At 60.7% G+C, this 26469-nt stretch carries 27 protein-coding genes, 1 tRNA gene and 1 pseudogene; 22 read left to right on the top strand and 7 right to left on the bottom strand.

Translation table 11 applies throughout. The annotated features are described in order from the left end of the window. Positions 1 to 1635 (bottom strand): alkaline phosphatase family protein, encoded by a 1635-nt coding sequence (locus tag WG908_RS03540; RefSeq protein WP_340185192.1) that lies wholly within the window; start codon positions 1633 to 1635, stop codon positions 1 to 3. Between the two features lie 77 nt (positions 1636 to 1712). Between WG908_RS03540 and WG908_RS03535 the strand changes: the two genes are divergently transcribed. From WG908_RS03535 to WG908_RS03475, 13 genes are all read left to right on the top strand, one after another. Further along, positions 1713 to 3749 carry a protein-disulfide reductase DsbD family protein gene (locus WG908_RS03535; protein ID WP_340185191.1) on the top strand — a complete coding sequence of 679 codons (2037 nt, stop codon included), beginning with the start codon at positions 1713 to 1715 and terminating at the stop codon, positions 3747 to 3749. Beyond that, on the top strand, positions 3749 to 4489 hold the full coding sequence (locus WG908_RS03530; protein WP_340185190.1) for a TlyA family RNA methyltransferase: 741 nt from the start codon (positions 3749 to 3751) through the stop codon (positions 4487 to 4489). The genes WG908_RS03535 and WG908_RS03530 overlap by 1 nt, the downstream gene beginning before the upstream one ends. Positions 4490 to 4596: 107 nt before the next feature. Beyond that, positions 4597 to 5628 (top strand): efflux RND transporter periplasmic adaptor subunit, encoded by a 1032-nt coding sequence (locus tag WG908_RS03525; RefSeq protein WP_445326654.1) that lies wholly within the window; start codon positions 4597 to 4599, stop codon positions 5626 to 5628. 9 nt (positions 5629 to 5637) lie between these two features. Beyond that, positions 5638 to 8742, top strand: coding sequence for an efflux RND transporter permease subunit (locus WG908_RS03520; RefSeq protein WP_340185188.1), 3105 nt, complete (start codon positions 5638 to 5640; stop codon positions 8740 to 8742). Between the two features lie 21 nt (positions 8743 to 8763). After that, the gene (locus tag WG908_RS03515; RefSeq protein WP_340185187.1) at positions 8764 to 9312 is read left to right on the top strand and encodes a TspO/MBR family protein; all 549 of its coding nucleotides are present in this window, start codon (positions 8764 to 8766) and stop codon (positions 9310 to 9312) included. A 42-nt stretch (positions 9313 to 9354) separates the two neighbouring features. Beyond that, positions 9355 to 9666 carry an accessory factor UbiK family protein gene (locus WG908_RS03510; protein ID WP_340185186.1) on the top strand — a complete coding sequence of 104 codons (312 nt, stop codon included), beginning with the start codon at positions 9355 to 9357 and terminating at the stop codon, positions 9664 to 9666. Between the two features lie 154 nt (positions 9667 to 9820). Continuing rightward, positions 9821 to 10327: a type III secretion system chaperone family protein gene (locus WG908_RS03505; RefSeq protein ID WP_340185185.1), complete on the top strand. Its 507-nt coding sequence runs from the start codon at positions 9821 to 9823 to the stop codon at positions 10325 to 10327. 6 nt (positions 10328 to 10333) lie between these two features. Continuing rightward, positions 10334 to 11146: a pyrroline-5-carboxylate reductase family protein gene (locus WG908_RS03500; RefSeq protein ID WP_340185184.1), complete on the top strand. Its 813-nt coding sequence runs from the start codon at positions 10334 to 10336 to the stop codon at positions 11144 to 11146. A 262-nt stretch (positions 11147 to 11408) separates the two neighbouring features. Further along, a complete protein-coding gene (locus tag WG908_RS03495; protein ID WP_340185183.1) occupies positions 11409 to 11585 on the top strand; it encodes a hypothetical protein in 177 nt (58 codons plus the stop codon). Positions 11586 to 11597: 12 nt separating this feature from the next. Continuing rightward, positions 11598 to 11909: a plasmid mobilization relaxosome protein MobC gene (gene mobC / locus WG908_RS03490; RefSeq protein ID WP_340185182.1), complete on the top strand. Its 312-nt coding sequence runs from the start codon at positions 11598 to 11600 to the stop codon at positions 11907 to 11909. Beyond that, positions 11906 to 13159 carry a relaxase/mobilization nuclease domain-containing protein gene (locus tag WG908_RS03485; protein WP_340185181.1) on the top strand — a complete coding sequence of 418 codons (1254 nt, stop codon included), beginning with the start codon at positions 11906 to 11908 and terminating at the stop codon, positions 13157 to 13159. Before mobC ends, WG908_RS03485 begins: the two co-directional genes overlap by 4 nt. Positions 13160 to 13184: 25 nt before the next feature. Next, positions 13185 to 14873 carry a type IV secretory system conjugative DNA transfer family protein gene (locus WG908_RS03480; RefSeq protein WP_340185180.1) on the top strand — a complete coding sequence of 563 codons (1689 nt, stop codon included), beginning with the start codon at positions 13185 to 13187 and terminating at the stop codon, positions 14871 to 14873. Between the two features lie 30 nt (positions 14874 to 14903). Continuing rightward, entirely contained in the window at positions 14904 to 15269 is a 366-nt protein-coding gene (locus WG908_RS03475; protein WP_340185179.1) for a hypothetical protein, read from the top strand. A 17-nt stretch (positions 15270 to 15286) separates the two neighbouring features. On the opposite strand, the gene WG908_RS03470 is transcribed toward WG908_RS03475, so the two are convergent. After that, positions 15287 to 16576 carry a hypothetical protein gene (locus WG908_RS03470; RefSeq protein ID WP_340185178.1) on the bottom strand — a complete coding sequence of 430 codons (1290 nt, stop codon included), beginning with the start codon at positions 16574 to 16576 and terminating at the stop codon, positions 15287 to 15289. 227 nt (positions 16577 to 16803) lie between these two features. Beyond that, positions 16804 to 17031: a helix-turn-helix domain-containing protein gene (locus tag WG908_RS03465; RefSeq protein ID WP_340185177.1), complete on the bottom strand. Its 228-nt coding sequence runs from the start codon at positions 17029 to 17031 to the stop codon at positions 16804 to 16806. Positions 17032 to 17176: 145 nt separating this feature from the next. Here WG908_RS03465 and WG908_RS03460 point away from each other — a divergent pair, with 145 nt between their 5' ends. The 5 genes from WG908_RS03460 to WG908_RS03440 all read left to right on the top strand — a co-directional run bounded on the left by WG908_RS03460 (position 17177) and on the right by WG908_RS03440 (position 20884). Continuing rightward, on the top strand, positions 17177 to 17329 hold the full coding sequence (locus tag WG908_RS03460; protein WP_340185176.1) for a hypothetical protein: 153 nt from the start codon (positions 17177 to 17179) through the stop codon (positions 17327 to 17329). 56 nt (positions 17330 to 17385) lie between these two features. Beyond that, complete coding sequence (locus WG908_RS03455) at positions 17386 to 17694, top strand: hypothetical protein (protein ID WP_340185175.1); 309 nt, start codon at positions 17386 to 17388, stop codon at positions 17692 to 17694. A gap of 27 nt (positions 17695 to 17721) precedes the next feature. Continuing rightward, the gene (locus WG908_RS03450; protein WP_340185174.1) at positions 17722 to 18648 is read left to right on the top strand and encodes a hypothetical protein; all 927 of its coding nucleotides are present in this window, start codon (positions 17722 to 17724) and stop codon (positions 18646 to 18648) included. 137 nt (positions 18649 to 18785) lie between these two features. Next, positions 18786 to 19817 (top strand): Fic family protein, encoded by a 1032-nt coding sequence (locus WG908_RS03445; RefSeq protein ID WP_340185173.1) that lies wholly within the window; start codon positions 18786 to 18788, stop codon positions 19815 to 19817. 59 nt (positions 19818 to 19876) lie between these two features. Then, on the top strand, positions 19877 to 20884 hold the full coding sequence (locus WG908_RS03440) for a phage exclusion protein Lit family protein (protein ID WP_340185172.1): 1008 nt from the start codon (positions 19877 to 19879) through the stop codon (positions 20882 to 20884). A gap of 5 nt (positions 20885 to 20889) precedes the next feature. On the opposite strand, the gene WG908_RS03435 is transcribed toward WG908_RS03440, so the two are convergent. Continuing rightward, positions 20890 to 21738, bottom strand: a complete 849-nt coding sequence (locus tag WG908_RS03435) for a hypothetical protein (RefSeq protein ID WP_340185171.1) — start codon at positions 21736 to 21738, stop codon at positions 20890 to 20892. Positions 21739 to 21771: 33 nt separating this feature from the next. Beyond that, positions 21772 to 22548, bottom strand: a complete 777-nt coding sequence (locus tag WG908_RS03430; protein WP_340185170.1) for a hypothetical protein — start codon at positions 22546 to 22548, stop codon at positions 21772 to 21774. 160 nt (positions 22549 to 22708) lie between these two features. Here WG908_RS03430 and WG908_RS03425 point away from each other — a divergent pair, with 160 nt between their 5' ends. Beyond that, entirely contained in the window at positions 22709 to 22918 is a 210-nt protein-coding gene (locus WG908_RS03425) for a hypothetical protein (protein ID WP_340185169.1), read from the top strand. Continuing rightward, a pseudogene (locus WG908_RS16525) lies at positions 22915 to 23976 on the top strand (recombinase family protein); the annotation flags it as partial. The gene WG908_RS03425 and the pseudogene WG908_RS16525, both read left to right, overlap by 4 nt. A 612-nt stretch (positions 23977 to 24588) precedes the next feature. Here WG908_RS16525 and WG908_RS03415 read toward each other — a convergent pair. Beyond that, positions 24589 to 24663: transfer RNA gene (locus WG908_RS03415), tRNA-Gln, on the bottom strand. 169 nt (positions 24664 to 24832) lie between these two features. Here WG908_RS03415 and WG908_RS03410 point away from each other — a divergent pair. After that, positions 24833 to 25354, top strand: a complete 522-nt coding sequence (locus WG908_RS03410; protein WP_340185167.1) for a MarR family winged helix-turn-helix transcriptional regulator — start codon at positions 24833 to 24835, stop codon at positions 25352 to 25354. Between the two features lie 97 nt (positions 25355 to 25451). Here WG908_RS03410 and WG908_RS03405 read toward each other — a convergent pair whose 3' ends face one another. After that, positions 25452 to 26237, bottom strand: coding sequence for a hypothetical protein (locus WG908_RS03405; RefSeq protein ID WP_340185166.1), 786 nt, complete (start codon positions 26235 to 26237; stop codon positions 25452 to 25454). A 49-nt stretch (positions 26238 to 26286) separates the two neighbouring features. Here WG908_RS03405 and WG908_RS03400 point away from each other — a divergent pair, with 49 nt between their 5' ends. Beyond that, a complete protein-coding gene (locus tag WG908_RS03400) occupies positions 26287 to 26430 on the top strand; it encodes a hypothetical protein (protein WP_340185165.1) in 144 nt (47 codons plus the stop codon). The last annotated feature ends 39 nt before the right edge of the window (positions 26431 to 26469 follow it).

Raw genomic sequence — 26469 nt, 5'->3', positions numbered from 1 at the left:
TCAGCGGCCGCCGCAACTGTCGCCGGCGCCGGCGACAAGGTCAAGACAGCGCCCGTCGATGTCATCGCGGGGAACGGACAGGCCGATCAGCGCGGCAAGGCTGGGCATGATGTCCACCGTTTCGACGCTCATCGGCTGCTTGAAGCCGCGAAGCTGCTTGCGCCAGAACAGGATCGGCACCCGGCGATCGAAGTCCCAGGGCGAGCCGTGCGTCGCGACATAGCCCGCGCCGGGATCGACGATCGGCGTAACCTGGGGCTTGAGCAGGAGCAGCAGGTCGCCCGATCGCCGGGGATCGAAACCGGCGCGCGCTTCCTCGATCAGGCTCCAGTTTTCGGGTGGGCCGGATGGCATGGGCGTGGCGGCGATCTGCGCCTTCGTGAACACGGCGTGCACCTGCGGGTGGGCGCGCAGCAGCCTGAGCGCCTCGGCCTCGACCCTGGCACGCTGCGCCGCGCTCAAGCCCGTGTCGAAATAGAGGTCGCCCTGCGGCCCGTCGCCCCTGATCGGCGTGAGGCCGACGATACCGGTCCTTTGCGCGACGGCGGCGGACAGGGCCTTGGGCGTCAGCGCGATGTCGACGCGCTCCTGCATCGGCATGGCGTTCAGCCGGTGCCGCTCGGGCAGGTCCCGGCCGCCATGGTCGGCGGTCAACATCACGACATAATCGATCTGAAGCGCGTCGAGCCGGTCGAAGAACGCGCCCAGTTCGCGATCGAGCCGGTCGATCTGGATGCAGCTTTCGGTGCCTTCCGTGCCGTAGGTGTGGCCGATCATGTCGGTCGCCGACAGGCCGATGGCGATAAGGTCGGTCTGTGCCTGCTTGCCCAGCCCCATGCTTTCGATGGCGGCCGCGGCGAGCACCAGCGTCATCGCGTCCAGTTCGGGCGAGGCACGGAAAGCGCGGAAATCGCCGGCGGCGCGAGCGAAGCGGCCGGTGCCGACGGTCTTGCCCGCGCCGACATTCACGGCGAAATCCCTGGCGGCGCACTGGGGCGGCAGTTCCATCGCCGGGCTGGGCGCGGCCAGCCGCTGAACGAACGCGTCGTTGATCCTGGCGACGAGCGGCGGATGCGCCACCCCCTTGTAGCTGGTGAAGCCGCGCGGCCCGTCCAGCCACCAGACCTGGTCGGCGGTCCGCCCGCCCATCATGATGGCGGCGCGGTCCTTGCCCGCGACCGCGACGACGCGGGTGGCGGGATTGGCCGCCTTCATCCTGTCGCCCAGTGTCGGCACCCGCAGGTGGACGGGGGAAGCGACATAATTGTCGCTGCTGCTGCCGGGCTGGCTTTCATCCTCGGCGCAATAGATCGCCTTGTCGTCGCGCTTGGCCGACAGGTCGAACCATGTGTTGGCGATGATGCCGGTGCGCGACGGGCGGCTGCCGGTCAATATCGTGCTGTGGCCGGGGCAGGTTTCGGTCGCGGCGTGGCTTTGATAGCCATGCGGGAACACCACGCCCTGGGTCAGCCGCTTGAGGCCGCCGCTGTAGCTGGCGCGATATTCGCTGAACAGGTCGGCGGAAAACTGGTCCACCGCTATCGCGACGATCAGCCTGGGCGGGGCGACCTGGTCTTGCGCGGCGGCGGCGGGTGCGAGGCTGGTGAGCAACAGGGCGACGGCGGGGCGGAACATGGGACGGGACACTCCTCGACCTTGACGGCGGATGCACCCGGACCTAGCCCCCGATGATGCGCGCGAACAGAGGTCCGATGCAGATATTCCATGTCCTTTTGATGACGCTTGCCCTCATCATGGGAACCGCGCTGTCCGTTCCGACGAGCGCCAGGGCGCAGGGGGCTTTCGGCAGCGGCACACCCAACATCGCCGCTCGACTGGTCGCCCAGAGCCATGCGCCGGCAGCGGGACGGGACGTCAGCATCGCCTTTGCCATGGCCCCCGCGCCGGGCTGGCACGGCTATTGGGAAAATCCGGGCGATGCTGGCCTCGGCATGACCGTCAAATGGACGCTCCCCCCCGGCGTCACGGCGCGCGCGCTGCGCTATCCCGTGCCCGAAACGCTGATGATCGCGGGCCTGATGAATCATGTTTATGAGGGGCCTTATGCCGTGTTGTCGGCGCTGACGCTGGCGCCGGGCCTGGCGAAGGGAATGCGCTTGCCGATCCGGGCGCGCGCCGACTGGCTGGCCTGCACCGACACGATTTGCGTGCCCGAGGGCGCCGACCTCGCAATCGACCTGGTGGTGGGCGAAGGCGCGGCCGGGGCGGGCGACGTGGCGCGCTTCGACGCCTGGCGCGCACGCCTGCCGCGTCCGCTGGGCAGCGAGGCGATCTATGCCGTGGAAGGTGGCAGGCTGCGGCTGTCAGTGCCGTTCCCGGCGGAAGCGAAGGCCAATGCGGTGCATCTTTTTCCGCTGACAGAGGGCTTTGCGCGCTATGCCGCCGATCAGAAGGTGATCCGTAATGGGGACCGCCTGCTAATCGAGACGGTGGCGGGCGCAGGGGCGTCGGGGCCGGTCAAGGCGGTTTTGCGGACCGGCGCGCACAGCGGCTTCCTGATTGCCGCGACGCCCGGAAAGGTCGCAGCGGTCGAGCAGGACCGCGCGCAGACGCTGCTGATCGCGCTCGGCGCTGCGCTGCTGGGAGGGCTGCTGCTCAACATCATGCCATGCGTGTTCCCGATATTGGGATTGAAGGCGATGAAGCTGGCGCGTGCGGGCGGCGACGAGCGCGCGGTCAGGCGCGAGGCGCTGGCCTATGCGGCGGGCGTGATGCTGGCATGCGTCGCGCTCGGCGCGACGTTGCTGGCGTTGCGCGCGGCGGGGATCGCGGCGGGTTGGGCATTCCAGTTACAGGACCCCCGCATCATCCTGCTGCTGCTGCTGCTGGTCACCGCCATCGCCTTCAACTTGGCCGGCCTGTTCGACCTGCGCGGCTTTGGCGGCGGCGAGGCGCTGGCGGGCAGGGGCGGCATGACGGGCGCTTTCTGGACCGGCGCGCTGGTGGCGTTTGTCGCCACGCCCTGCACCGGACCCTTCATGGGCGCGGCGATGGGGGCGGCGCTGGTGTTGCCGCTGGCCGATGCGCTGGCGGTGTTTGCGGGCCTTGGCCTTGGGCTGGCGCTGCCGTTCCTGATCATCGCCCATGTTCCGCCATTGCGCGCGCGCCTGCCCCGGCCGGGCGCGTGGATGATCCGTGCACAAAAGCTGTTGTCGCTGCCCATGTTCGCGACCGCGATCGGCCTTGCATGGCTGCTCGGGCAGCAGCGCGGCGTGGCGGGGATGACCGTGGGCCTTGCCTGCGCGCTTGCGCTGGCGCTTGCGCTCTGGTGGCTGGGGCTGCGGCAGCGCGCGGCGCGTGGCGGCGGCCTTGTCGCGGCGCTGTCGGCATTGGCGGTCCTGGGCCTTGGCCTGGCGCTGTTGCCGACGGAGCGTCCGGCGCTGGCCGCCACCCGCGATGCGACCATCCCGTTCGACGACGCGCGGCTGGCCGATCTGCGCCGAACGGGCAAGCCGGTCTTCCTCTATTTCACGGCTGACTGGTGCCTGACCTGCAAGGCCAATGAAGCCGCCGCGATCGACCGGGCGGAAACGCGGACGGCCTTCGCGAGGGCGGGCGTCCAGGTGATGATGGGCGACTGGACCAGCGCCGATCCGGCCATCACGCGCTTCCTTGAAGGGCAGGGACGGTCGGGCGTGCCGCTCTATCTGTGGTATGCGCCGGGGCGCGAAGGCCAGGTGCTGCCCCAGTTGCTGACGTCCGCGACCTTGACGGACCTCGTTCGCTGATGGGCAAGGCGCGCGCCGACCAGTTGCTCGTCGACCGCGGCCTTGTGGAAAGCCGGGCGCGGGCGCAGGCGCTGATCCTTGCGGGCCTCGTCTATGCCGGCGATCGGCGGATCGACAAGGCCGGCCAGCAGATCGCCGACGATGTGGTGCTGGATGTGCGCGGGCGCGACCATCCCTGGGTGTCGAGGGGCGGACTGAAGCTGGCTCATGCAATCGACCATTTCGCCATCGACGTCACCGGGCGGGTGGCGATGGATGTGGGCAGTTCGACCGGCGGTTTTACCGATGTCCTCCTCACGCACGGGGCCGCGCGCGTCTATGCGATCGACAGCGGCACCAACCAGCTGGCCTGGAAATTACGCACCGACCCGCGCGTCATCGTCCATGAGCAGACCAGCGCGCGCATCCTGACGCCCGACCATATCCCCGAGCCGATCGACGTCATCGTGTGCGACGCGAGCTTCATCGGGCTGGAAAAGGTGTTGGCGCGGCCGCTGTCCTTCGCCGCCGCCCAGGCCCTGCTGATCGCGCTGATCAAACCGCAGTTCGAGGCGGGGCGCGAGGAAGTGGGCAAGGGCGGGGTGGTGCGCGACCCGGACGTGCATCGGCGTGTATGCGACGACGTGCGCGGGTGGATCGAACGACTGGGCTGGACGGTTACCGGCATCGTCCCCAGCCCGATCACCGGGCCGCAGGGCAATGTCGAGTTTCTGCTGGTTGCAAGGCTTGGCGGATATTAGATCGGCGTTCGTTCGGCTAGAGGATAGATATTGCGGCAATTGCTTTCATTATGTCGCAGCGAAAGGTTCGTCGGCGCTTCCCCATGCGGTCTTCCTTCATCCCAGTCATGATCGCCCTCGCCCTCGCGGGTTGCAGCAAGGGCGAGGAAAAAAAGCCGCGCCCGCCCGCCCTGGTGGAGGTGCAGCCGGTCGCGGCGGCGACCTTCGCCGATGCCGTCGAAGCGGTCGGCACCGCGCTTGCCAATGAACAGGTGGTGCTGTCGGCGCCGGTCACCGAGCGGATCACGTCGATCAACTTCGCAGATGGCGGCTATGTCGCTCGCGGCCAGATTATCGCCACGCTGGCGCAGGGGCAGGAAACCGCGGAACTGGCTGCCGCAGAAGCGCAGGCGCGGGCCGCAGGGCAGCAGCTTGCTCGTGTCCAGGCGCTCAAGGCGCGTGGATTTGCGACGACCGCCAGCCTCGACACCCAGGTCGCCACGGCCAATGCCGCCCGCGCCAACGCGCAATTGGCGCGCGCCTCGATCGGCGACCGGGTCATTCGCGCGCCCTTTGGCGGCTGGGTCAGCCTGCGTACGATATCGGCGGGCGCGGTGGTGTCAGCGGGCACCGAGATCGCGACCGTCAGCGACATTTCGCGCATCAAGCTCGATTTCACCGTGCCCGAAACCCGGTTGCCGCTTATCGCCCAGGGTCAGCCGATCGAAGCGACATCGGCCGCCTGGCCCGACCGTCCGTTCAACGGTACGATCGCAACGATCGATCCGGTCATCGATCCCGCGACTCGGGCCGTCAGGGTCCGCGCGATCCTGCCCAATCCCGACCGCAGCCTGAAGCCCGGCATGTTGATGACCGTCACGGTGAAGGCGCGTCAGCGCCGGTCGCTGGCGGTGCCCGAACTGGCCATCGTCGGCGATGGCGAGCAAAGCTTCGTCTTCGTCGTCGAGGATCGCAAGGCCAGGCGAGTGGAGGTCAAGACGGGCATCCGGCAAAATGGACTGGTCGAGATACTGGACGGCCTGCGCGCCGGCCAGCCGGTGGTGACCGAGGGGGTGGTCAAGCTGTCGGACGGCGTGCCGGTTCGCTTGCCCGGCGAAAAGCCCTCGCCCGGTGGCCCGCCCGCCGCATCGCCGCGCTAGGGCCGGGCCATGCAGCTTTCCGACCTTTCGGTTCGCCGTCCGGTTTTCGCCGCCGTCATCGCCATACTTTTGTGCATCGTCGGCATCGTCGGTTTCATGAGCCTGTCGGTACGCGAATATCCCGATACGGACCCGCCCATCGTATCGGTCGAAACCGGCTATACCGGCGCGGCTGCATCGGTCGTCGAAACGCGCATCACGCAGATACTGGAAGATTCGATCGCCGGTATCCAGGGTATTCGGACGGTCACGTCGACCTCGCGCGACGGCACGTCCGCCATCAGTATCGAATTCGATCCGTCACGCGATGTCGATACCGCCGCCAACGATGTTCGCGACCGGGTGGGCGCCGTGATCGAGGATCTGCCCGAGGACGCGCTCGCGCCCGAAATCAGGAAGGTCGATGCCGACGCCCGCCCGATCCTGTTCCTGGTGTTCCGGCGGCCCGGATGGCCCCCCACCCGGATCGCCGACTATATCGACAGGAACCTCCTCGACCGCTTCTCGGCGATCGACGGCGTGGCGCGCGTGCAGGGCGGCAGCGAGGAGCGGCCATCGGCGCGCATCTGGCTGAATGCGGAAAGGCTGGCCGCGTTCAGCGTGACGCCGGCCGACGTCGAAAACGCGCTGCGCGCCCAGAATGTCGAATTGCCGGCCGGCCGGTTCGAATCGAAGGACCAGAACCAGACCCTGCGCGTCGAACGGGGATTCAGGTCGCCGGAGGAATTCTCCCGGCTGATCGTGGGACGCGGCGAAAATGGCTATCAGATCACGCTTGGCGATGTGGCCCGTGTCGAACTGGGGCCTGAAAATCCCTATACATCGTTCCGATCGAACGCAGGCACCGGCATCGGCGTCGGCATCATCCGCCAGTCGGGCGCCAACACCCTGGAAGTCGCGGACAAGGCAAAGGCGCTGATCAAGCAGCTGGGGCCTGACCTGCCGCCGGGCATGACCGTTACGATCGGTTCGGACGAATCGCTGTTCATCAGCCGGGCGATCGACAATGTGTACGATACGCTGCTGGAAGCCGCAGTCCTCGTCATCCTGGTCATCTTCCTGTTTCTGGGGTCGCTGCGCGCCACCATCATCCCCGCGATCACGGTGCCGATCTGCCTGCTCGCCACGTGCGCGGTGATGTGGATGCTGGGGCTGTCGATCAACTTGCTGACGCTGCTGGCGTTCGTGCTGGCGATCGGGCTGGTGGTCGACGACGCGATCGTCGTGCTGGAAAATGTCTATCATCGGATCGAACAGGGGGAAGATCCGCTGCTCGCGGCCTATCTCGGCACGCGGCAGGTCGGCTTCGCGATCATTTCGACAACGCTTGTCGTGTGCGCGGTGTTCGTGCCGGTCATGTTCCTTGCCGGGCAGTCGGGGCTGCTGTTCCGCGAACTGGCCATCGCCATGATCGCGGCGATCGCCTTTTCCGGCTTCATCTCGCTCAGCCTGGCGCCGATGCTATGTTCCAAATTGCTTCGCCATTCGGAGCGGTCGCGCCTCGCCCGGTGGGTGGATGATCGTTTCCAGCGGTTCGAGCAGCGCTATTCGGGCTGGCTCGCGCGCGCTCTCGCCCGGCCGTTGGTGCCCTCGCTCGCGGTCCTGATCTTCCTGGCGGCAGCGGGCGGACTGTTCACGCTGTTGCCTACCGAACTGGCCCCGGCGGAAGATACAGGCGCGATCGATGGCCAGGTGACCGCGCCGGAGGGAACCGGGTTCGCGCGCATGATGACCTATATGCGCGACCTTGAGGACGATCTGGAGCCGCTTCGCAAGGATGGCTCGATCCAGGTGCTCAACCTGCGCACGCCAGGTACTTTCGGATCGAGCGACGATTTCAACAGCGGCGGCATCATCGCCTTTCTGCGGCCCTGGGAAGACCGCTCCATTACGACGGCGCAGGTCGCCGACGCGATCAACAAGGCGATCGCCAACCAGCCCGGCGTGCGCGGCAATGTCGCCCCCCGATCGGGCCTGGGGCGTGGCCGCGGCCTGCCGGTGAATATCGTGCTGGCGGGATCGACATATGAGGGACTCGTCGCCGCGCGCAACCGGATCATGGCTGCCGCCGCCACCAATCCCGGCCTCGTCAACATCGACAGCGATTACAAGGAAACCAAGCCGCAGATGCGGATCGAGGTCAACCAGCAGCGCGCCGGCGACCTGGGCGTGTCGCCCAGCGACATCAGCCAGGCGTTACAGACGCTGCTGGGATCGCGGCGCGTGACCACCTATGTCGACCGGGGCGAGGAATATCGCGTTTTGTTGCAGGCCGAACGCGAGGGACGCGAGACGCTGGCCGACCTGGAGCGGATACAGGTGCGCAGCCGAACCGGCGTGCTGGTGCCGTTGTCGGCGGTGGTCAGCGTGCGCGAAGTCGCAGGGCCACGCCAGCTCAACCGGTTCAACAAGCTGCGCGCGATCACGCTGACGGCGGGGCTGGCGCCGGGAACGTCGCTGGGCGAAGCGCTCGCCTTTCTCGAAGACCAGGCGCGCCAGTCGCCCGAAGTGGTGGCAATCGGCTATCGCGGCGAAAGCCAGTCGCTGCGCGAGACGGGCGGCTCTATCTGGATCGTATTCGGCCTGACCATCGTCATCATCTTCCTGCTGCTCGCGGCGCAGTTCGAAAGCTTCATCCATCCCGGCGTGATCATCATGACCGTGCCGCTGGCAGTGGCGGGCGGGGTGATCGGCCTTGCCCTGACGGCAGGGACGATCAACCTGTACAGCCAGATCGGCATCGTCATGCTGGTGGGCCTCGCCGCCAAGAACGGAATTCTGATTGTCGAATTCGCCAATCAGCTGCGCGACGAAGGGCTGGAGGTCATGGATGCGATCCGCCAGGCCGCGACCCGGCGATTGCGCCCGATCCTCATGACCTCGATCGCGACCGTCATCGGCGCGGTGCCGCTGGTGGTCCGCAGCGGGGCGGGCGCCGCGTCGCGCAACAGTATCGGCGTCGTGATCGTCTTTGGCGTGAGTTTCGCGACCCTCATCACGCTTTTCCTGATCCCTATTCTCTATTCGCGCGTTGCCAAGCGCACGGTTTCTCCCCAAACCGTGGGTCGCAAGCTGGATTCGGCGCTCAGGGAGTCGCCCGATCCGGCCGAATGACGTTGTGATAGGCCCCTGCCGATGAATGAAATCGCGTCCCAAGGTCAGTTGCGCCTCGCCTATCTTCGCTGGGCGCTGTTCACCGTGCCGGCCGTCGTCCTGCTGGGTTTCCTGTCGGGCCGGATCGCCAATAGCGGCTATGACAATCGCTGGTTCGCTTCGCTCGCCAAGCCCGCTTTCATGCCGCCGGGATGGGCGTTCGGCGCGGCGTGGACGATATTATATGTGCTGATGGCGCTGGCGCTGGCGATGGTGCTGCACGCGCGCGGCGCGCGCTGGCGCGGTCCGGCAGTGATGCTGTTTGTGTTGCAGTTCGCGCTCAACCTGCTGTGGTCCCCGCTTTTCTTTCGCGCGCATCAGGTCGACACTGCACTGATCCTGATCCTTGTCCTGATCATATTGGTCGCAGCCACGCTGGCGCTGTTCCGGCGCATTCGCCGGGCGGCCGGGCTGCTGATGCTCCCCTATCTCGCCTGGCTGGGCTTTGCCGCGCTGCTCAATTATGAGATTGCGCGTCTCAATCCGCGTGCGGAAACTCTTGTAGCCCCGGCGCTGCGCACCCAGATATAGGCTCTCGCGCCGCTTGCGGCGCTCCAATGTGAGAAGGCCGCCATGCAAAGTGAAAATCGCTTCTTCGACGATCTCGCCAAGCTGGTGAACGGTGCGGCCGGCACGGTCGCGGGCATGACCCGCGAGTTCGAAGCCAGCGCCCGCGAAAAGGCAAAGCAGATGGTGGGCGGGCTGGATTTCGTCAGCCGCGAGGAATTTGAGGCGGTCAAGACGATGGCCGCCGCCGCCCGGCAGGAGGTCGAGGAATTGAAGGCGCGGATCGATGCGCTGGAGGGCAAGGCCCCGGCCGTCGTTACCCGCAGCGTCCGTACGCCGCGTGCGCCCAAGGCCGCGCCTCCCGGCGACACCGAATAACCTGTCGCCGCGATGCCGCCGCCGCAACAGGCGTGGAATCGTCGTCCGCAGGCCTGTGCATTCCCGGTTTTTCGCTTTCGATGAGCCGTCGGCTGTTCCAGCCGCCCGCAGAATGCTCTAAGGCCCGGCGATTGAACGGCGGCAAGCTTGTGGAATGATGGATAGCGACGAATTTGAAAATGCCGGCCATGAGGCTGCGCCGATCGACATGCTCGCCGCCTATTTCGAGGCCAATGGCTGGGCGTTCGACCATGTCGGCGATGACGAAATCGTCGGCAGCACGCAGGGCAGCTGGGCACAATATGAGTTGCGTGCGATCTGGCGCGACGAGGACCAGGTGCTGCAATTGCTGGCGCTGCCCGATATCCGCGTTGCCGATGAGAAGCGCGGAGCGATTTACGAAACGCTGGCGCTGATCAACGAACAGCTCTGGCTCGGCCATTTCGAACTTTGGTCGTCGAGCGGCATCATCCTGTTCCGGCACGGCGCGCTGCTCGGGCAGGGCGGCACATTGACGCTGGATCAGGCGCAGATGCTGGTCGAAACCGCGATCGACGAGTGCGAGCGTTTCTATCCCGTGTTTCAGTTCGTCTTGTGGGGCGGCAAAAGCCCGACCGAAGCGATCAGCGCCAGCCTGATCGAAACCCGCGGCGAGGCTTGATCGTGCATGACTGACCGCTGGCCCGCGCATCTCTTTCTCGTTGGCTGCGGCAACATGGCCGGGCAGATGCTGGCGAGATGGCTCGATTGCGGACTGGAGCCTGCGCGCGTGACCGTGGTCCGCCCGAGTGGACGCCCCGTCGCGCCGGGCGTGACCGTTCTGACGGATTTCCCGGCCGTGCTGCCCCACGGGGCCACGATCATGCTGGGCATGAAGCCTTATCAGCTCGATGATGTCGGCTCACGGCTCGCGCCGCTCTGCACCCCTGCCATGCCGATCATGTCGATCCTGGCCGGCATTCCGCTCGCGACCTTGCGTGCGCGCTTCCCCGCAACCGCCGATATTCTGCGCGCGATGCCCAATCTGCCCGTCGGCATCGGCGAGGGGGTGACGGCGCTCTATATGGAGGGCGCCGCCGATGCGCCTGTGCGCGGCGCGATGGACGCCCTGTTTACCCCCTTGGGGCTGGTCGAATGGCTGTCGGCGGAAGATCAGTTCAATCTGGTCACGGCGCTGTCGGGCTGCGGGCCGGCCTTCCTGTTCCGGTTCATCGACGCATTGGCGCGAGCGGGCGAGGCGCTGGGCCTTCCCGCCGACCAGTCCGCGCGCATGGCGCTGGCGACGATCCAGGGCTCTGCAAACATGGCCGCGCGGGGCGACGCGGCCCCGGCGCTGCTCGCCGACCGAGTCGCCAGTCCCGGCGGCATGACTCGCGAGGGCCTGAACATATTGGACAAGGATGACCGGCTCCTGGACCTGCTGACCGCCACGCTGCGTGCCGCGCGCGATCGTGGCGAGGCGATGGCGCGCAACGGCTGATCCGGTCGGTGACGGCGCGGATCAGGTGGATTTGAAATACGCCGCATGAAATCGGCCCCGCGCCATATCGCGGATGCCGACCTTATGGAATTCGACTGGCTGGGGCGGGGCGCAGGTGACGATTCCTACGGGCTAGGCCTGCTCTTTACTGCCTACGATATCAACAACGTCATGAGCAAAGGAAAACTGCCACGCTTACGCCCCTAACCGGGCGCAAGCTGGGCCATGATGTTTGTCGATATCGGTGGCTGGAGAGCCTCCGATGACCATTACCTACCATATGCGCGAAGGCGAACAGCCCAAGCGCGTCCCGCCCTTTTCTCTTCGTCTCACCAAGGAAGAACGCACCGAACTGGAACGCCGCGCGGGATCAATGCCGCTGGCGTCCTATATCAAGTCCGTCCTGTTCGCAGGCGATGCGCCAACCTATCGCGCCTGACGCAAGCCGCCCGTGGCCGATCAGAAGGCGCTGGCCGATGTGCTGGCCTGCCTCGGCGCGAGCCGTCTGGCGAACAATCTCAACCAACTCGCCAAGGCCGCCAATATTGGCGACCTGTATTTCGATGATGGAACGAAGCGCGATCTGAACCGCGCCGCTGCCGATATCGCGGCCATGCGCGACATGCTGATGCGGGCATTGGGCTATAAACCCCAGCCTGCGCCGCCATCGGATGCCCCGCCGCCGCCCAAAGAAACCGTGTCGCAAGGATTCACCCGCGCGGGCCGCCCTTCCCTCACTGACGGCAAGAGGTTCAGCATATGATCCTCAAAGGCTCACAACGGGCGGGCGCGGCGCAACTCGCCGCGCATTTGCTCAATGACCGCGACAATGATCATGTCACCGTTCTGGAACTGCGCGGCTTTGTCGCCAGCGATTTGCACGGCGCGTTTCATGAAGCCCAGGCCATCGCGCAAGGCACACGCTGCCAGCAATATCTGTTCTCGCTAAGTCTCAACCCGCCAAAAGGCGCAGAGGTTGGTGAGGCAGAGTTTGAGCGGGCGGCGGACGAAGCAGAAAAACGCCTCGGCCAGCCCCGTGCCGTCATCCTGCACGAGAAGGAAGGCAGGCGGCACGCCCATGTCGTCTGGTCCCGGATCGACGCGGACGAGATGCGCGCGGTCAATATGTCGCACTTCAAGACCAAGCTGAACGGTCTGGCCAAGGAACTCTATCTTGAGCATGGCTGGGAACTGCCGGAAGGCCTGCGCCGTATGGGCGGCAAATCCCCGCTCAACTTCACCCTTGCCGAATGGCAACAGGCCAAGCGCCTCGGCCTCGATCCACGCGAGATCAAGGATGCGTTCCAGTCTGCCTATAAACAGGCCGACAGCCTCAAGGCATTGGGTGCCGCGCTGGAAGATCGCGGCTACTTCCTCGCTCAAGGGGATCGACGCGGCATGGGCGCGCTCGATCTGGACGGCAATGTTTACGCCCTCGCCCGTTATGCCGGGATCAAAACGAAAGAGCTTCGCCAGCGATATGGAGATGGCGACGGACTTCCTTCCGTCGCCATGGTGTCCGCAGACATCAAACAGAAAGTCACCGACAAGCTTAAATCCTACCTCACAGAAACGCGCGATGCCCAGAAAGCAGAACGCCGTCCGCTGGAAGCGCGCCGCTCTGAACTCACTGCCGAGCACCGGGCGCAGCGCGCCCGCCTGACCGAGCGGCAGGCACAACGCCAGCAGGAAGAAACCGCCGCCCGCGCGCGGCGCCTGCGCTCCGGCCTGATGGGCCTGATCGACAAAGTGACGGGCAAAGCCACCGCCATCCATCAACAGAACCAGGTGGAGGCATGGGATGCGTTGCGTCGGGATCGCGTCCAGCGTGATCGCCTTGTCATCGACCAGATGCACGAGCGCCGCCGTTTGCAAGAGCGGCTCGACAAGATGCGCCTTCGCCATGTGGAAAGCAGGCGCACTCTCAACCGTGAACTGATCGAACGCCTGCGCCGTCCTGCGCAGGACATCGACCCGCCGATGCGCAAGCGCGGCTTTTCACTCGATCTCTGATTTCCTCTTTCAAGGAGTTGACGTCATGACTCTGCCTAAATTTTCCAAGCCACTGAACAATGCTCAGACCGTGCTGACCCTCGGCCTTTGTGCCATCATCCTGTTCAAATTGACGCAGGGGCGTTTTGTCGCTGCCTCCACCTTAAGCCAGGTGGTGACCATCGCCATTGCCACAGCCGCAGGTTACGCGCTGGGCTGGTTCCTGTCGCCGCAGGCTAAAGCGTTTCGCGCGGCGATCAAGATCGCGCTCGGCCTGTGGCTCGGCTCTACGCTGCGTAACTTCTTCAACCACAAGCCGACCACCTTCGGTTCGGCTGAATGGGCAACGCTTCCCTATTTGCAGGAGCATGGCCTCATCGGGTCGAGCGGTATTCGGCTGGGTGGATTTGCTGCCAACGATGATGTCCATCCGATCCATTATACGGGTGACAGGCATTTGCTCACCATCGCCCCGACCCGTTCGGGCAAGGGGACGACCGCGATCATTCCCAATCTTCTGACCTTTGGGGATGGAAAATCCGGCTCCGTCCTCGTCCTTGATCCCAAGGGTGAGGACGCATTGATCACTGCCAGCCAACGCATAGCGATGGGGCAGGAAGTCCATATAGTCGATCCATGGGACATCGCCTCCGGTGGCCGGTCCTCGCGGTTCAACCCGCTCGACTGGCTCGATCCTACCGATCCCGACATAACCGAAAACGCGATGATCTTGGCGGACGCCTTGGTTTTCCAATATAATGAGAAGGATATGTTCTGGACGGAAGAGGCCAAGGCCTTGCTCCAGGGCTACATTCTTTATGTAGCGACCGACCCGCGTGAGGCCGATCATCGCCACCTGCCGCGTGTGCGTGATCTCCTGTTGCTCGATGGCGATGAAATGAAACTGCTCTGGCAGCGTATGCTGGACAGTGAGCATCATATCGTGGTCAGCACGGGCGCGCGCTGCCTTCAAAAAGAGGAACGGGTTCTCGCCAACGTGATCGCCTCCGCACAAGCGCAGACGAATTTCTTGGATTCAAGCCGTTTGCGCCATTCACTCGCGGCCAGCGATTTCAAGTTCGAGGACATGAAGGCGAAAGCGATGTCCATCTATCTGGTGTTGCCAGCTGACAGGCTGAATGCGTTCGGAAGGTGGTTAAGGCTTCTCATCGCGCAATCAATCACCGTGAACGCCCGGAACATCGCCATAAAACCCGCCAAGCCGATCCTGTTCGTGCTCGATGAACTGCCCGCGCTGGGAAAATTAGCGTCGGTGGAAACGGCATTTTCGTTGATGGCCGGGTTTGGGATGCAGATGTTTGCAATCGCGCAAGACCTTGGAAAATTGAAGCAAATTTACGGCGAGGGCGGCTATGAAAGCCTGATCAGCAACAGCGGTTGCATTCTCTATTACGGTTCGCGCGACAAGATGACGGCGGAGTATTTCTCCAGCCTTTGCGGCGTCACCACTGTCTGGAATCTCAGTTCCGCCGTGGCCCGTGCGTTCAGTACCAGCACCGGCCCGAACGGCGGCAGTTCGTCAAATTCCACCACGTCCACGGACACCAGCGCGGCCAGCCAGCGCAATCTTGCTTATGCCGATGAACTGATGCGCCTGAAACCCAATCAGCAACTCGCCTTCATCGACGCCTACAACCCGATCATAGGCGTGAAACAGCCATGGTTCGCCGATCCAGAATTAAGCGCCAAGGGCGTCAACCTACACCGTAAGTAATCTCCCCCTCCAGTCACGGAGTCAGTCACCATGACCGATGGCAAACCTAAAAAGCCGTTCGCGCTCGATGTTGGGCAGACCAGTTTCACCATGCGCGATCTGAAAGCGCCGCAAATCCGCGATCAGGACAACGCCGCGCCGAAACCGACGCCACCCAAGCTATTCCGCCTCGACCATCCCCGGCTTGCGCCGCCGGGGATGAAGGGGATCACGCGCACCGTGAGCGCGAAACAGAATCTTGACATCAACATCAATGTGAACGTGCGGATGGATCAACCACAGATGCATGAGCGGCTAACATTCCACAGAGAGAATCTACGGCTTGGCGATCAGGGGAAAGCCGAGCGGGATTTCAAATCTCTTGTCGAACGACCCGATATGTTTCGATCAAAATAGGGTTATTATTACAAACACTACTTAACTTTTTCAATAATCGCTGCATACTTTCTAGCTAACGTATTGAACTTTGATATATCCCTTTTGTCAAAATCAAATTCTTCATCGACTCTGACACCGAAAATTCTACCTGATCCTTCGGCTGGATGCTCATAAATATACCCATTAATACACTCTATTGAAAAGTTTATGAAAAAATTATATTCACAGAGGCCCTTACCCTCGTTCACTCCTCTTGATTCAGTATAATCAAAATATATTTTACTTCCATCTACGGTTACATTTTTATAATGTCTCACCTCTTGCAAATTTCCTCCCTTTTGCAGTAGCCCTCTTATTATTGCTTTTCCATCTTCAAACTTAATTTGAATTAGACCGTTACTGCGGAACGAACCCGAGAGATCATATAACTTGGTGGCCCAAAGTCCCTTTTTATCGACCATATGGCCATTATGAGGGCGCCTTTCAGATGCAGGCATACTGTAATTTTGCACCCATTTTTCATGCCGCTTCCCATCTTTCATCGCGTCAAACTGACGTTGGAACATATCCACTATTCCGGAATGAGTGCTCCTGTAAATCTGTGAAATCATAGAAGATGAATCGTTTATCCATCCAAAAAATACTTCTTTGTATCCCAGTGATGGGTTCCTCAATATAACATAGTTGATTATTGGCATATTGCTTCTCAGCAAATAAATTTCATGTATGCCAAAATCACTATAACCGTATTCAAATATCTTTTTATGCCTAAAATCATGAACTTCGTTTGCGCTAACGATATCAGTCCATTGATTTCCAGACCTATCCTTTAGAAACATTTCATAGACAGATACAATCTGTTTTTCAATCTTATCGTCTAGTTTAGAAAATTCTCCCATGTTCATAAATGTATTAGATATATGTGTTGCCCTTGAAACAGCCTCTCTTATAATCGGGTTTATTAAATTACTAGGGCCAACGTATTTAATATGAGCGGATGCTTCTACTATATTCTTGATATCTCTATGAAGATTTATTTGATCTTCCTCCCTTGCTTTAGATTCAAGCAAACTCCCGCACATCTCTATAAGCAAGAAAATAGCAAATCCAGATAAAGCCCCTACTAGCGCTGCTTGATTTTGCACAAGGCCAGTATGTAAAATACTGATGCTAGATTCTGTAAGGTCTTTTCCCGGTATATATTTAGGCTCTTTTAAGGAATATAAACTTATTATTAAAGTAATTGTTGAAATTATATACCCAGTAACCTTAAATAATAGCATTTTTCTGGAAAATGAGTTCTTATTTGAATGAGTTTCAATCATGACGCCCCCAAAAATGCCTTTAGAATTGCCAATGAAATTATTTTGAATACATCAGTCGTGCTTGCTGGCGCGCTCGTCGCTTCAGCTATTTCATATCCCAGCTGGTCAAGGTCAAAAATCTTCTCTGACAACCCAGTTCAAAATATCACTGCGATTTGTAACAGGCTCAAGTAATTATCCATCTTTGCTTTTGAGTTCTGTTCTAGTTTAGCAAAAGCGGCACTCATCTAGATAACTTGATATTCAATAAACAGCATATCAGGCGAAACCGCCAAGGCCCGCGCCAGCGCCAGTACCGTCTTTACGGTGATATTCCGCTCCCCGCGTTCGATCCCGCCGATATGATTGCGGTGCAGTTCGGTCAGGCCGGACAAATCTTCCTGCGTCAGGCCGCGCTCTTTGCGCAACCGCCGCACGGCTTCTCCCAAGGGAACAAGGTCTTGATCGGTTTCCACATATTGTGGGGTCGCCTCCCGCTGACCAAATCACCACATCTCATAAGTGTGATTCACACTTTTAAGTTCCGTTCAGCGGCGAGTCGCACTTATACGTGTAGTTCTCGAATGCGGTCGCTTGGGACCGCATTGAGGGAGACAGCAAATGACGGAAAGCAACTGGGCTGGTCAGCAAGGCGCAGCTTCACCCGCTAATTCTTATACCGACTGGCGGTCGAAGGGCTTGAGCCACGATCACGCCAATGAGGCCGTTGCCGCTGCGAAGCGGCAGCAGGAAGCCACGCAGAAGAAGAGCTGATCGTTCTGGGCTTCCGGTCTGATGACCGGAAGCATTTTTATCAGGGGACCATCATCATGAAGAGGTTTGGAAGCGTGGCGGCCGTGGCCGTCGCAATGGGATCGGCTGCGCCCCTTTCGGCCCAGCACATCGTTTTCAGGGAATGCGTTCAGGAGCGGAACGAACTGATCGCCGAGCATTGCATCGGCTTGTCCGCCCAGGCCTTGCCCGTCTGCAAGCTCCGGTATGAGAAAGCAGAACAGGTTTGCAATGCCCGCTACGCGCGCGCGGCAGAACAAAACCGTCAGACCGACGCGATCAGAGCCAAAAAGGCGGCGGCGTTCGAGGCCGCGCGTCAGAAACGCGCTGCGCAGAGCGCGCAGTAGCAGCCCGCAAACTTGATGGAGACAGATATGATGAAGCATAGGATGATGATCGGTGCGGCCTTGATCTGCACCACCGTTGCAGCCGTCAATCTCGCCCAGCGCGGCGATGCGCAGACGGGTGGCGGTTTTGCAGGAGAATATGGCGGCACGTCGGACGGCGGCAAAGCCGTCGCGACGATCCGGCAAACCAGTCCCGGCAATTACACAATTGATCACACCATCTACGGGTCTCCCAGCGGCTGCGGGGGCTCGGTTCGCGGCGCGGCCAGCGCCAGCGGCAACGTCATGGAACTGCGCATACCCGTCCTTGAAAGGATGGAAACATGCGTGATGACCTATCGCAAGAACGGGACCAGACTGACTGTCAGCGAAAAGAGCTGCGGCTATTTTCACGGGCGCAGTTGTGCCTTCGATGGCACTCTGGTTCGCAAGGCCGTGGGTCGTAGCCAGCAAGGCGCATTGAAGCCTCGCACGACCACAGATGAACCCTTGGTGGGAATGATGGAAGACGGCGGCCCGGCGCGAGGCGCGCTGGTGACGCCGCAGGGCAGACCGAAAGTCAGTTCGTTCAGCGACGAGTGGTATTCGGCGGATGATTTTGTCGCGATCGATGACAGCAGCGATCTCGGCCTGTCATTGACAGCCTTGTGCTATGGGTCGCCGCTCAAGCCCATGATGGGCATTGACCCTACAATTCTCATCCGGGGGTTCAGAGCGCCAGACCCGGAAGCCTTCTCCACACGAGAGCGCCTTCGCCTGTTCATGACGCTGGAAGTGATTCCGAACGGCACCAATGAGAACATCGCCTGTGTCGCGCATTACCGGCTCGGCAATCCGCGCATCGCTGTTGGTTTGCGCGATCAGCGTAACAGCGCAGCGCAAGCCGCGCAGGATGCCCAGCAGCAGGCAGAGACAGAGGATGCGAAAATCGGTGGGCAGTTGCCTGATTTATAGAGCCACCTTCCTTGCGAAGGTGACGGATCACCCATTAAGCTATATGGATATTTATGGATAAGGTTATGGCTCACTGATAATTGTCTTTTTGGATATTTATGGCTATATTTATAGCTATGCCGTTCAGAATCGACGCCTTGACCATCACCACCGAGACGCTTTCGCTCATCGCCGAACTGGATGAGTTCAAAGGCGCATGGACGGCATTGCGAACTCTCGCCCCGGAACGCCTATCGGCGTTGCGCCGCGTCGCCACGATCGAAAGCATCGGCTCTTCCACCCGCATTGAGGGAAGCAGGCTGTCGGACAAGGAAGTCGAACGGCTGCTGTCCAATCTGGAAATCCGCCAGTTCGCTACCCGCGACGAACAAGAGGTGGCGGGCTATGCCGACGTGATGGATTTGGTTTTCACCAACGCCGACGCCATCAGCCTGACCGAAAACCATCTCAAGCAACTGCATCGCGATCTGTTGGTTCACAGCACCAAGGACGCATGGCATCGCGGCTCTTACAAAACCAATCCCAACCGTGTCAGCGCGTTCGATGCGGACGGTAAGGAAATCGGGATCGTTTTTGAAACGGCAAAGCCGTTCGACACGCCGCATCTCATGACCGAACTGGTGACGTGGTACAATGACATACTGGCCGCGCGGTCATTGCATCCTCTGCTCACCATCGCCATTTTTGTGGTGGTGTTTCTTGAAATCCATCCGTTTCAAGACGGCAATGGGCGGTTGTCGCGGGTATTGACCACCCTGCTGTTGCTTCGCAGCGGCTATGCCTATGTTCCCTATAGCTCCCTTGAAAGCGTGATCGAGCAAAGCAAAGAGGGCTATTACATGGCCCTGCGCCGGACACAGGGCACGATCCGCAGCGATGTGCCCGACTGGGCGCCGTGGGTTCATTTCTTTCTGCGCGCCCTACAACAGCAAAAAGCGCGGCTTCAACAAAAGATCGAGCGCGAACGGATCATGATCGAAACGCTGCCCGACCTGTCCATTCAGATTCTTGAATTGGCCAAAGCGCATGGGCGGCTGACCATTGGTCAGATTATTAAACTGACCAATGCCAATCGGCACACGACCAAAAAGCATTTGCAGGCTTTAGTGGCCGCCAATCATCTTACGCAGCACGGCATGGGCAAGGGGACATGGTATGGCCGGGCATAATGCCACCCTCATTGAGGCGGCCTGAGACACATTGGCAGGAATGATCACTCGGCAGACTGATGCTCATGCAAACCTTCAACAGCTATGTTTGCGATCATCTGGGTGGCACGCCTTTTGCCCCAGACTTCGGCAACCCGGAGGAACAGGCCTTCGCCGCATCGCTTGACAGCTTCACAGCTCTGCTGCGCGGGGGTGTGCTGGCGACGGGCAGCGACGATGATCTGATCATCGTGCCCGGCTTCATCGAGAAGATGACGCCCGGCGCGTTTGCCGACCATATGGACGGCATTCACTACATCGCCATGCATCAGGCGCTTCTGGTGACGATGATGGATTTCGCCCTCTATGCCTTCACGCAAAGCGCCTTCCTGCCCATGATCGGCAACGCCGCCGGGGAAGACTCACCTCCGCCCATGAGCGGTGAAGCGCCCGGCCTGTTCCTGCTCGACCGGACACTGGCAGGCGGCACGATCACGCCTGACGTTGATCGTCACCGCGTCCCCAAGGACGCCGAGCGTCATATCACGGCGGTGTATCTCGCCATGCTGATGACGCGCTTTGTCTGGCTGCATGAGCTGGCGCATTGCAGGCTTGGCCATGTCCTGCGCCTGCAACAAGACGGCCATGACACGCGGCTGCATGAAGTGCCGGAGCGGCTCGAACTGGTGGGCTTTCGGCGATCATCGGGGCAAGGTAACGAAACGCGCGCGATGCGGCACACCATGGAATTGGAAGCCGACGCCGTCGCCCTTCGCGAATGCATCGGCCTGCAATTTGCCGGGGCGGAAAACCTGCCCGGTATTGCCGCAATGGAACTACCCCTGCGCCTCGCGCTCTCGATCCTTGGTGCGTACATCATGACCTGGCTGTTTGAAGAATATCAGCGGCACATGGACACGCTGAACCAGATGACGCATCCCATGCCGCGCGATCGGCTCTTGCATCTGGTGGCGGTGTTGGATGCCGAATATGCCCGCACCATCGACGGCTTCAATGGTCTTCATGCGGAGATCAAAGCTCAGTTCAATATATTGACGAACGCGCTACCAGCGATGCCAAAAATCTGAACAGATTACGGTGCAGCCCATTCCCGCTCCATTGGAATGAGATACTCTGTCCGCATATAACTGAGGTCATGGGTGATGCTGCCTGCAAACCCAAGCTCCTTGATTTCTCTCTCCCTTTCCATCCGCTCGAAGGAAATCAGCCGTGGATCAAAGCTGATCTCCTCAAACACCTCATTAGGATTGATGGGCATCGGCAAAAAATCCGGACGGACATCTCCCGGCTCAGCAACGATATTGAGAATCCGCACCTCTTGCTCGTGGGCAAAATAATCGCGCTTCCAAATGAGCGAGTCGGCCCGACCCTGCACCGTCCTGAAATACTGCGGGCCGTAATCGCTATGCACTATGCGAACGATCTGGTCACCGATGGCGTTCGCCGGATTATACTGAACTTTGCCGATGACCAAATGGCCTGCAAGCTTGGCTTGATGCCAGCCCTTCATCGCCTGAATCATCCGATGAGGCGTCGTCTTCACGATGACGCCTTCTTCGTCCTGACCCCGATTTCGCCGCGTGTCATTGTCGATTCGCACTCGCGAATAGGCGCGAAGCAACGTATCCGAGCCAGGATTGAGCGACCAGCATTGTGCCCATGCCGGGGCCAGGTAAGCTGACAATGATTGCTGAGGATGCTTGCCGATGCGTAAGCCGTCCATCATGCAGTGCGCAACAGGGTCTTCCTGCGGATCGTCCCAAACATGCGGGGCCGTCAACGTCATCTGCCCTGAGCGCAAGATTTCGCGAAAGGCCTCCAATCTGAAAATTCGGCGTATGGGCCGCTGCATATCCTCAATACCGGTCCACATAATGCATGGATCGCCCGCGATCGGGCGAAGTTGTACGGCGTCTATCATCGGCTACTCCGCATATCTCTTGCCGCCATACGCCTACTTGGCAAACAGCAGGTTGATACGCAGGAGCGATGGAACGCATGGCCCTGCTGCCGCGATGTCAGCGATCCGGTCGAGAGATGGAGGATAAATTACCCCTGCGGGTATCACATCCAAAACCGCGTTGATCATCTCAATGGAGGCGATCAGGAATAGAAAACCGTGCCGCCCGTCCTGCACATCCTCGGACAAGGGTATGGGTTCACCATTCGCCTGACGCGGCAGGAACTGACGACCTCCGGCGATGGTCTCGCTCAAACCGTCCGGTCGCAACGGTAGTGCATACCATTCATCTCCGACGCTCTGAAACGCGATCACCGCGCCTTGCCTGTCGCTCTCAACCTCGAAACAAAATGGCGCGCCCAGCGGTATGACCGGACGGGCTAGCGGTTCGGGCTTTGCAAAGGCCACGATCCCGATGGAGGGTTCTGGCAGCAATACTGCCGCCACGCGTTCAAAACGGCGATGCCGTGCTACAAATGATAGCCAGCGTTCACCGGATGGCGCGCCCGCGTTCGCATCTTGCTTCAGCCGAGCCGCATGATGCGGGTATTCCGCTGCAAGCCACCGAACAATCCGCTGCGCCTTATCGCGCCCGATCCGCCCGGCGCGGAAATTGTCCTCATACCCCCCGCCGACACGCACGTCCTTGCCCAACACGGACGAATAGAAATCATTCCAGTTCAGGCCTTCTTCCGCCAGAAGGCGTTTGACGACGCGATAGAGCGTCTTGCGCTGCTCGACCGTTGCCGTGAGCCAGTCGATTGCCATCATACCCCCGCATGTACCCTGCCTCTGTCCGGGTATTACAGGCTTTGGCCCGCTACGTCAGGGTTCAGCAAGGCTTTCCGCCATTCTCCACCCTGAGATTGTGCGCTGCACAACAAAAGAGCGGCACGAATTGGCGGGAGTTATGTTAGGATTTAATTCCTTCATGTACGATATCAACAAAACCCAAAACGACCGCCAAAAAAACACGAGCCGTGATGCAATTCAGCACACTGGTTCAGATGTATATTTCGGAAAGCTTTCTGAAATCGTTCGTCATCTAGCGCGGATTTCTGCGGAAAACGATTACAACGTATTCGTCAACGAAGCCAGCTTTGGTTATAATGAAGCTCCCCAAGGAGGGACTTCATCATGATCAAAACCGCGCTTTACGCTCGCTACAGTTCCGAGAACCAAAAGGACAGCAGCATCGAACAGCAGTTCCGTCTGCTTCGCCAACGAGCGGAGGCTGAAGGCTGGGAAATTGTGGGCAAGTTTGAAGATAAGGCATTGACCGGCGCGAACATGATGCGCCCCGGCCTGCAATCGCTCCTGTCAGCCGCGATGGATCGACAGTTCGATGTCCTTCTTACCGAATCGATCGACCGCCTGAGCCGTGACCAAGAAGACATCGCGCATATTCACAAACGCTGTCGGCACCGGGGCATTCAAATCATCACCCTTATAGAAGGGGAAATTTCTGAACTGCATATCGGGCTGAAAGGCACGATGTCGGCCCTCTATTTGAAAGACCTTTCCCGGCGAACGCATCGGGGCCCCCAGCAACGTGCGCTGAATGGTGAGAGCGCTGGCGGAAAATCCTACGGCTACGACATCGAACCCCGTTACGATACCAAGGGAAACCGCGTGAGCGGCCTGCGTAAAATCAATGAAGATCAAGCGACCGTCGTCCATCGTATTTTCTTGGAGTACGTGAAGGGTAAATCACCGCGAAAGATCGCTTGCGAACTCAATGCCGAAGGCATTCCGGCGCAAGGAGGGCGCACATGGGCCGCCAGTACGATCATCGGAAACCGCCGTCTCGGAACAGGAATATTGAACAACGAATTATATGTCGGACGCCAGATTTGGGGAAAGCAGACTTTCACGAAAGACCCAGACACAGGCAGGGAAAACGGCCGACTGAATGATGAATCCACTTGGGTCCGTGCGGATGTGCCGGAACTTCGCATCATCAGTGATGACCTTTGGCAACAGGTCAGGAACATGCAAAAGAAGCTGGACGCAAAGGGCAATCACACCGCCCAACGCCGCCCTCAAAAGCTCTTTTCCTTCCTTCTGAAATGCGGATGCTGTGGTGGTGGCTTCGCGAAAGTTTCCGAAACCCAATACGGGTGTGCCGGCGCACGCAATAAGGGCACCTGCACCAATCGTTTGACTATGAGTGAACGCAAATTAAAGGAAGCGGTGCTCGGCGCGCTTCGCACGCGCCTCATGAATTCCGACCTCTGCAAAATATTCTGCGAAGAATATACCGCCCATATCAATCGCCTTCGCATGGAACGAAATGCCTCAGCCATTGCAAGCCGTGCAGAGTTGGAGCGGGTCGAGCGCTCGATCGCCAAGTTAGTGACCGCCATCAAAAATGGCATTGATCCCGTCCTGATCCGCGATGAGATCAACGGCCTTCAGCAGCGGAAACTGTCTTTGCAGGATATCCTGTCGAATGCACAGGAATCACCTGTCTATGTGCATCCCCGAATGGCGGAGCGTTATCATCAAGAGGTACAACGCCTTATCCAATCTATCAATCAGTCCGAGCATCGCGAAGAATCGGTGAAGCTCATCAGGACGCTGATTGAAAAGATCGTCCTCACGCCAAATGAGGACGCAAGCGCCCTGAGCATCGACTTGTTCGGCGACCTTGCAGGCATCTTGCAGGTGTCGGCGAACAGAGGATCGGGGAAGAACGTCAACCGCTCGGAAAGGCTTAGTTTCACTGAACTTTCCGAGATTCAGCAGATCAGGCTTGTAGCGAATAGCCGCACCCAATCCGTCAGCGAGGAACTCAATAGTAGGAATCGTTGGCTGGGGCGGCAGGATTCGAACCTGCGCATGGCGGCATCAAAAGCCGCTGCCTTACCGCTTGGCGACGCCCCAGCATACGCCCGTTCCGGACGATCGAGAGCGCCATATAGCGGCTGATGCGCGAAAGGAAAGAGCGTGGACGATGCCCGCTGAGCCGATCGGGCGAAAAGCTGTAGCCACGGCGGCCTGCGGGCGGCATGATGGCAGGATCGTCTGCCGCATCGGATCATCCTGCCCTGTCATGACTGCCCCCGTTACGTCATCGTCCCCGGCCCCCGCGCAAATGGCGGCGGCATCGCCCCTGTTCCTGCGCGAGGCCGAAGTCAGGCGCGGCATAGAAATGCTGTATTTCGGCTATTCCGCCTTGACCCGGTCCATCGACGAGCGACTGGCGACGCTCGGCCTGGGCCGCGCCCACCATCGCGCGCTCTATTTCATCTCGCGCCAGCCCGACCTCAGCGTTGGCGATCTGCTGCGGTTGCTGGCGATCACCAAACAGTCGCTCGGACGCGTGCTGACCGACCTGTCGGAGCGCGGCTATGTCCAGGCGCGGCCTGGCGTTCGCGACCGGCGGCAAAAGCTGCTGCGGCTGACCGCCGAGGGCGCGGCGCTCGAAGCGGAATGTTTCCGCGCGCTGCGCGAAAAAATGGGCGCTGCCTATGCGCAGGCGGGCCAGGGATCGGTGACCGGCTTCTGGCGTGTCCTCGACGGGCTGATTCCCGAACAGGATCGTTCCATGGTGATGGGCCTGCAAGGCGGATAGCGCGAAGCGCGACATTTTCAGCGTTTCGGGCAAAATGTGAGGTTCACAGTCATCGCATCCACTGTTCGGGCGGGGCGCGGGCCGGTGCGTATCGCATTCAGTCTGCCGCTGGCATCCGGGACGGCGGCACGGCCTGAAGCTGTTCGGGCGGAATCGGGTAGGCGCCTGCGGGCGCGGCCGGCGGAGGCGGCGGACTGGTGCCGGTGCAGTCCGGGTCGCTGTCCGGGCACGGCAGGACCTTGACCGATGGTCGGCCGAAGCGCCGACGCCATTCCTCCAGCCGCCGCAGATAATCGGCATAGGCTTCCCAGAATTGCTGGAAAGGCTTTTCCAGCATGTCGAGCGCCTGCGGTGCATAGGCGAACAGCGCCTGTGGCGTCAGGCCGTTGATGGTGGTCACGACCGCCAGGGCTGTCTGGCAAAAGGCTTTTTGCGCGGGCGGCAGAGCAAAATAATTATAGACGATCGTATTGACCTTTTCGCGCATCAGCGTGGCGTTGACACCATATTTGAGAGCATAGATCGCATCCGCCGCTATGTTCGCCTGCGACAGCGCCAGCGAGTGAGTGTGAAGCATGCGATTATATTGCGTGGCCATCGCCCGGTCCGACCCATGGCAACTGAGCGCCGCGACGTTCAGGGCCATCCGTACGTGCCACAACGCCTGTTGCCCCGTCATGCCCCGGTTGGGCGTGATATAGCGTCCTTGCTCGTCCGCGTCGGGAAGGTCCATATTCTCCGCTGCACCCATGGGCGGCAACGGCATGACCGTCGGGATCACCTGCGGCGGCGGCACATAGGGCGGTGGCGTCGCGCAACTGGCGAGCAGGAGGACGAAGGCCACCCAGGCATAGGATAACAGGTGGCGGGCATCCCGCATCATAATCTCCATCGTTCCGGCCCGCCCGAACGCGCACACGCATGGCGATGCCATGACGTTCGACGATCCCGGCGGCAATTTCCTCACCTCCCTCCTTCGGCGGGCCGAAGATGAACGCACACTGACGAACGGGACGAAAGTGGGGCAGCGCGACGCGCGGCCGCGACCGATGGTGCTTTCAAAGGCCTATGCATAGGAACCCATCCTCCTGCCGCTGGCCAAATCTTTCAGCCTT

It is taken from the genome of Sphingobium anseongense (assembly GCF_037725245.1).
Taxonomy (GTDB): Bacteria; Pseudomonadota; Alphaproteobacteria; order Sphingomonadales; family Sphingomonadaceae; genus Sphingobium.
The sequence above is the reverse complement of the archived record's forward strand: the minus strand, read 5'-3'. Positions and strand labels throughout refer to the sequence as shown.

What these genes read in the sequence shown, in the direction of transcription:
- WG908_RS03510 (WP_340185186.1), top strand. Translation starts at nt 9,355, where the DNA reads ATGCAAAGTGAAAATCGCTTCTTCGACGATCTCGCCAAGCTGGTGAAC.
- WG908_RS03520 (WP_340185188.1), top strand. Translation starts at nt 5,638, where the DNA reads ATGCAGCTTTCCGACCTTTCGGTTCGCCGTCCGGTTTTCGCCGCCGTC.
- WG908_RS03540 (WP_340185192.1), bottom strand. Translation starts at nt 1,635, where the DNA reads ATGTTCCGCCCCGCCGTCGCCCTGTTGCTCACCAGCCTCGCACCCGCC.
- WG908_RS03525 (WP_445326654.1), top strand. Translation starts at nt 4,597, where the DNA reads ATGATCGCCCTCGCCCTCGCGGGTTGCAGCAAGGGCGAGGAAAAAAAG.
- WG908_RS03530 (WP_340185190.1), top strand. Translation starts at nt 3,749, where the DNA reads ATGGGCAAGGCGCGCGCCGACCAGTTGCTCGTCGACCGCGGCCTTGTG.
- WG908_RS03470 (WP_340185178.1), bottom strand. Translation starts at nt 16,576, where the DNA reads ATGATTGAAACTCATTCAAATAAGAACTCATTTTCCAGAAAAATGCTA.
- WG908_RS03535 (WP_340185191.1), top strand. Translation starts at nt 1,713, where the DNA reads ATGCAGATATTCCATGTCCTTTTGATGACGCTTGCCCTCATCATGGGA.
- WG908_RS03455 (WP_340185175.1), top strand. Translation starts at nt 17,386, where the DNA reads ATGAAGAGGTTTGGAAGCGTGGCGGCCGTGGCCGTCGCAATGGGATCG.
- WG908_RS03440 (WP_340185172.1), top strand. Translation starts at nt 19,877, where the DNA reads ATGCTCATGCAAACCTTCAACAGCTATGTTTGCGATCATCTGGGTGGC.
- WG908_RS03435 (WP_340185171.1), bottom strand. Translation starts at nt 21,738, where the DNA reads ATGATAGACGCCGTACAACTTCGCCCGATCGCGGGCGATCCATGCATT.
- WG908_RS03400 (WP_340185165.1), top strand. Translation starts at nt 26,287, where the DNA reads ATGACGTTCGACGATCCCGGCGGCAATTTCCTCACCTCCCTCCTTCGG.
- WG908_RS03450 (WP_340185174.1), top strand. Translation starts at nt 17,722, where the DNA reads ATGATGAAGCATAGGATGATGATCGGTGCGGCCTTGATCTGCACCACC.
- WG908_RS03425 (WP_340185169.1), top strand. Translation starts at nt 22,709, where the DNA reads ATGTACGATATCAACAAAACCCAAAACGACCGCCAAAAAAACACGAGC.
- WG908_RS03500 (WP_340185184.1), top strand. Translation starts at nt 10,334, where the DNA reads ATGACTGACCGCTGGCCCGCGCATCTCTTTCTCGTTGGCTGCGGCAAC.
- WG908_RS03410 (WP_340185167.1), top strand. Translation starts at nt 24,833, where the DNA reads ATGACTGCCCCCGTTACGTCATCGTCCCCGGCCCCCGCGCAAATGGCG.
- WG908_RS03515 (WP_340185187.1), top strand. Translation starts at nt 8,764, where the DNA reads ATGAATGAAATCGCGTCCCAAGGTCAGTTGCGCCTCGCCTATCTTCGC.
- WG908_RS03505 (WP_340185185.1), top strand. Translation starts at nt 9,821, where the DNA reads ATGATGGATAGCGACGAATTTGAAAATGCCGGCCATGAGGCTGCGCCG.
- WG908_RS03480 (WP_340185180.1), top strand. Translation starts at nt 13,185, where the DNA reads ATGACTCTGCCTAAATTTTCCAAGCCACTGAACAATGCTCAGACCGTG.
- WG908_RS03460 (WP_340185176.1), top strand. Translation starts at nt 17,177, where the DNA reads ATGACGGAAAGCAACTGGGCTGGTCAGCAAGGCGCAGCTTCACCCGCT.
- WG908_RS03405 (WP_340185166.1), bottom strand. Translation starts at nt 26,237, where the DNA reads ATGATGCGGGATGCCCGCCACCTGTTATCCTATGCCTGGGTGGCCTTC.
- WG908_RS03430 (WP_340185170.1), bottom strand. Translation starts at nt 22,548, where the DNA reads ATGATGGCAATCGACTGGCTCACGGCAACGGTCGAGCAGCGCAAGACG.
- WG908_RS03475 (WP_340185179.1), top strand. Translation starts at nt 14,904, where the DNA reads ATGACCGATGGCAAACCTAAAAAGCCGTTCGCGCTCGATGTTGGGCAG.
- WG908_RS03495 (WP_340185183.1), top strand. Translation starts at nt 11,409, where the DNA reads ATGACCATTACCTACCATATGCGCGAAGGCGAACAGCCCAAGCGCGTC.
- WG908_RS03485 (WP_340185181.1), top strand. Translation starts at nt 11,906, where the DNA reads ATGATCCTCAAAGGCTCACAACGGGCGGGCGCGGCGCAACTCGCCGCG.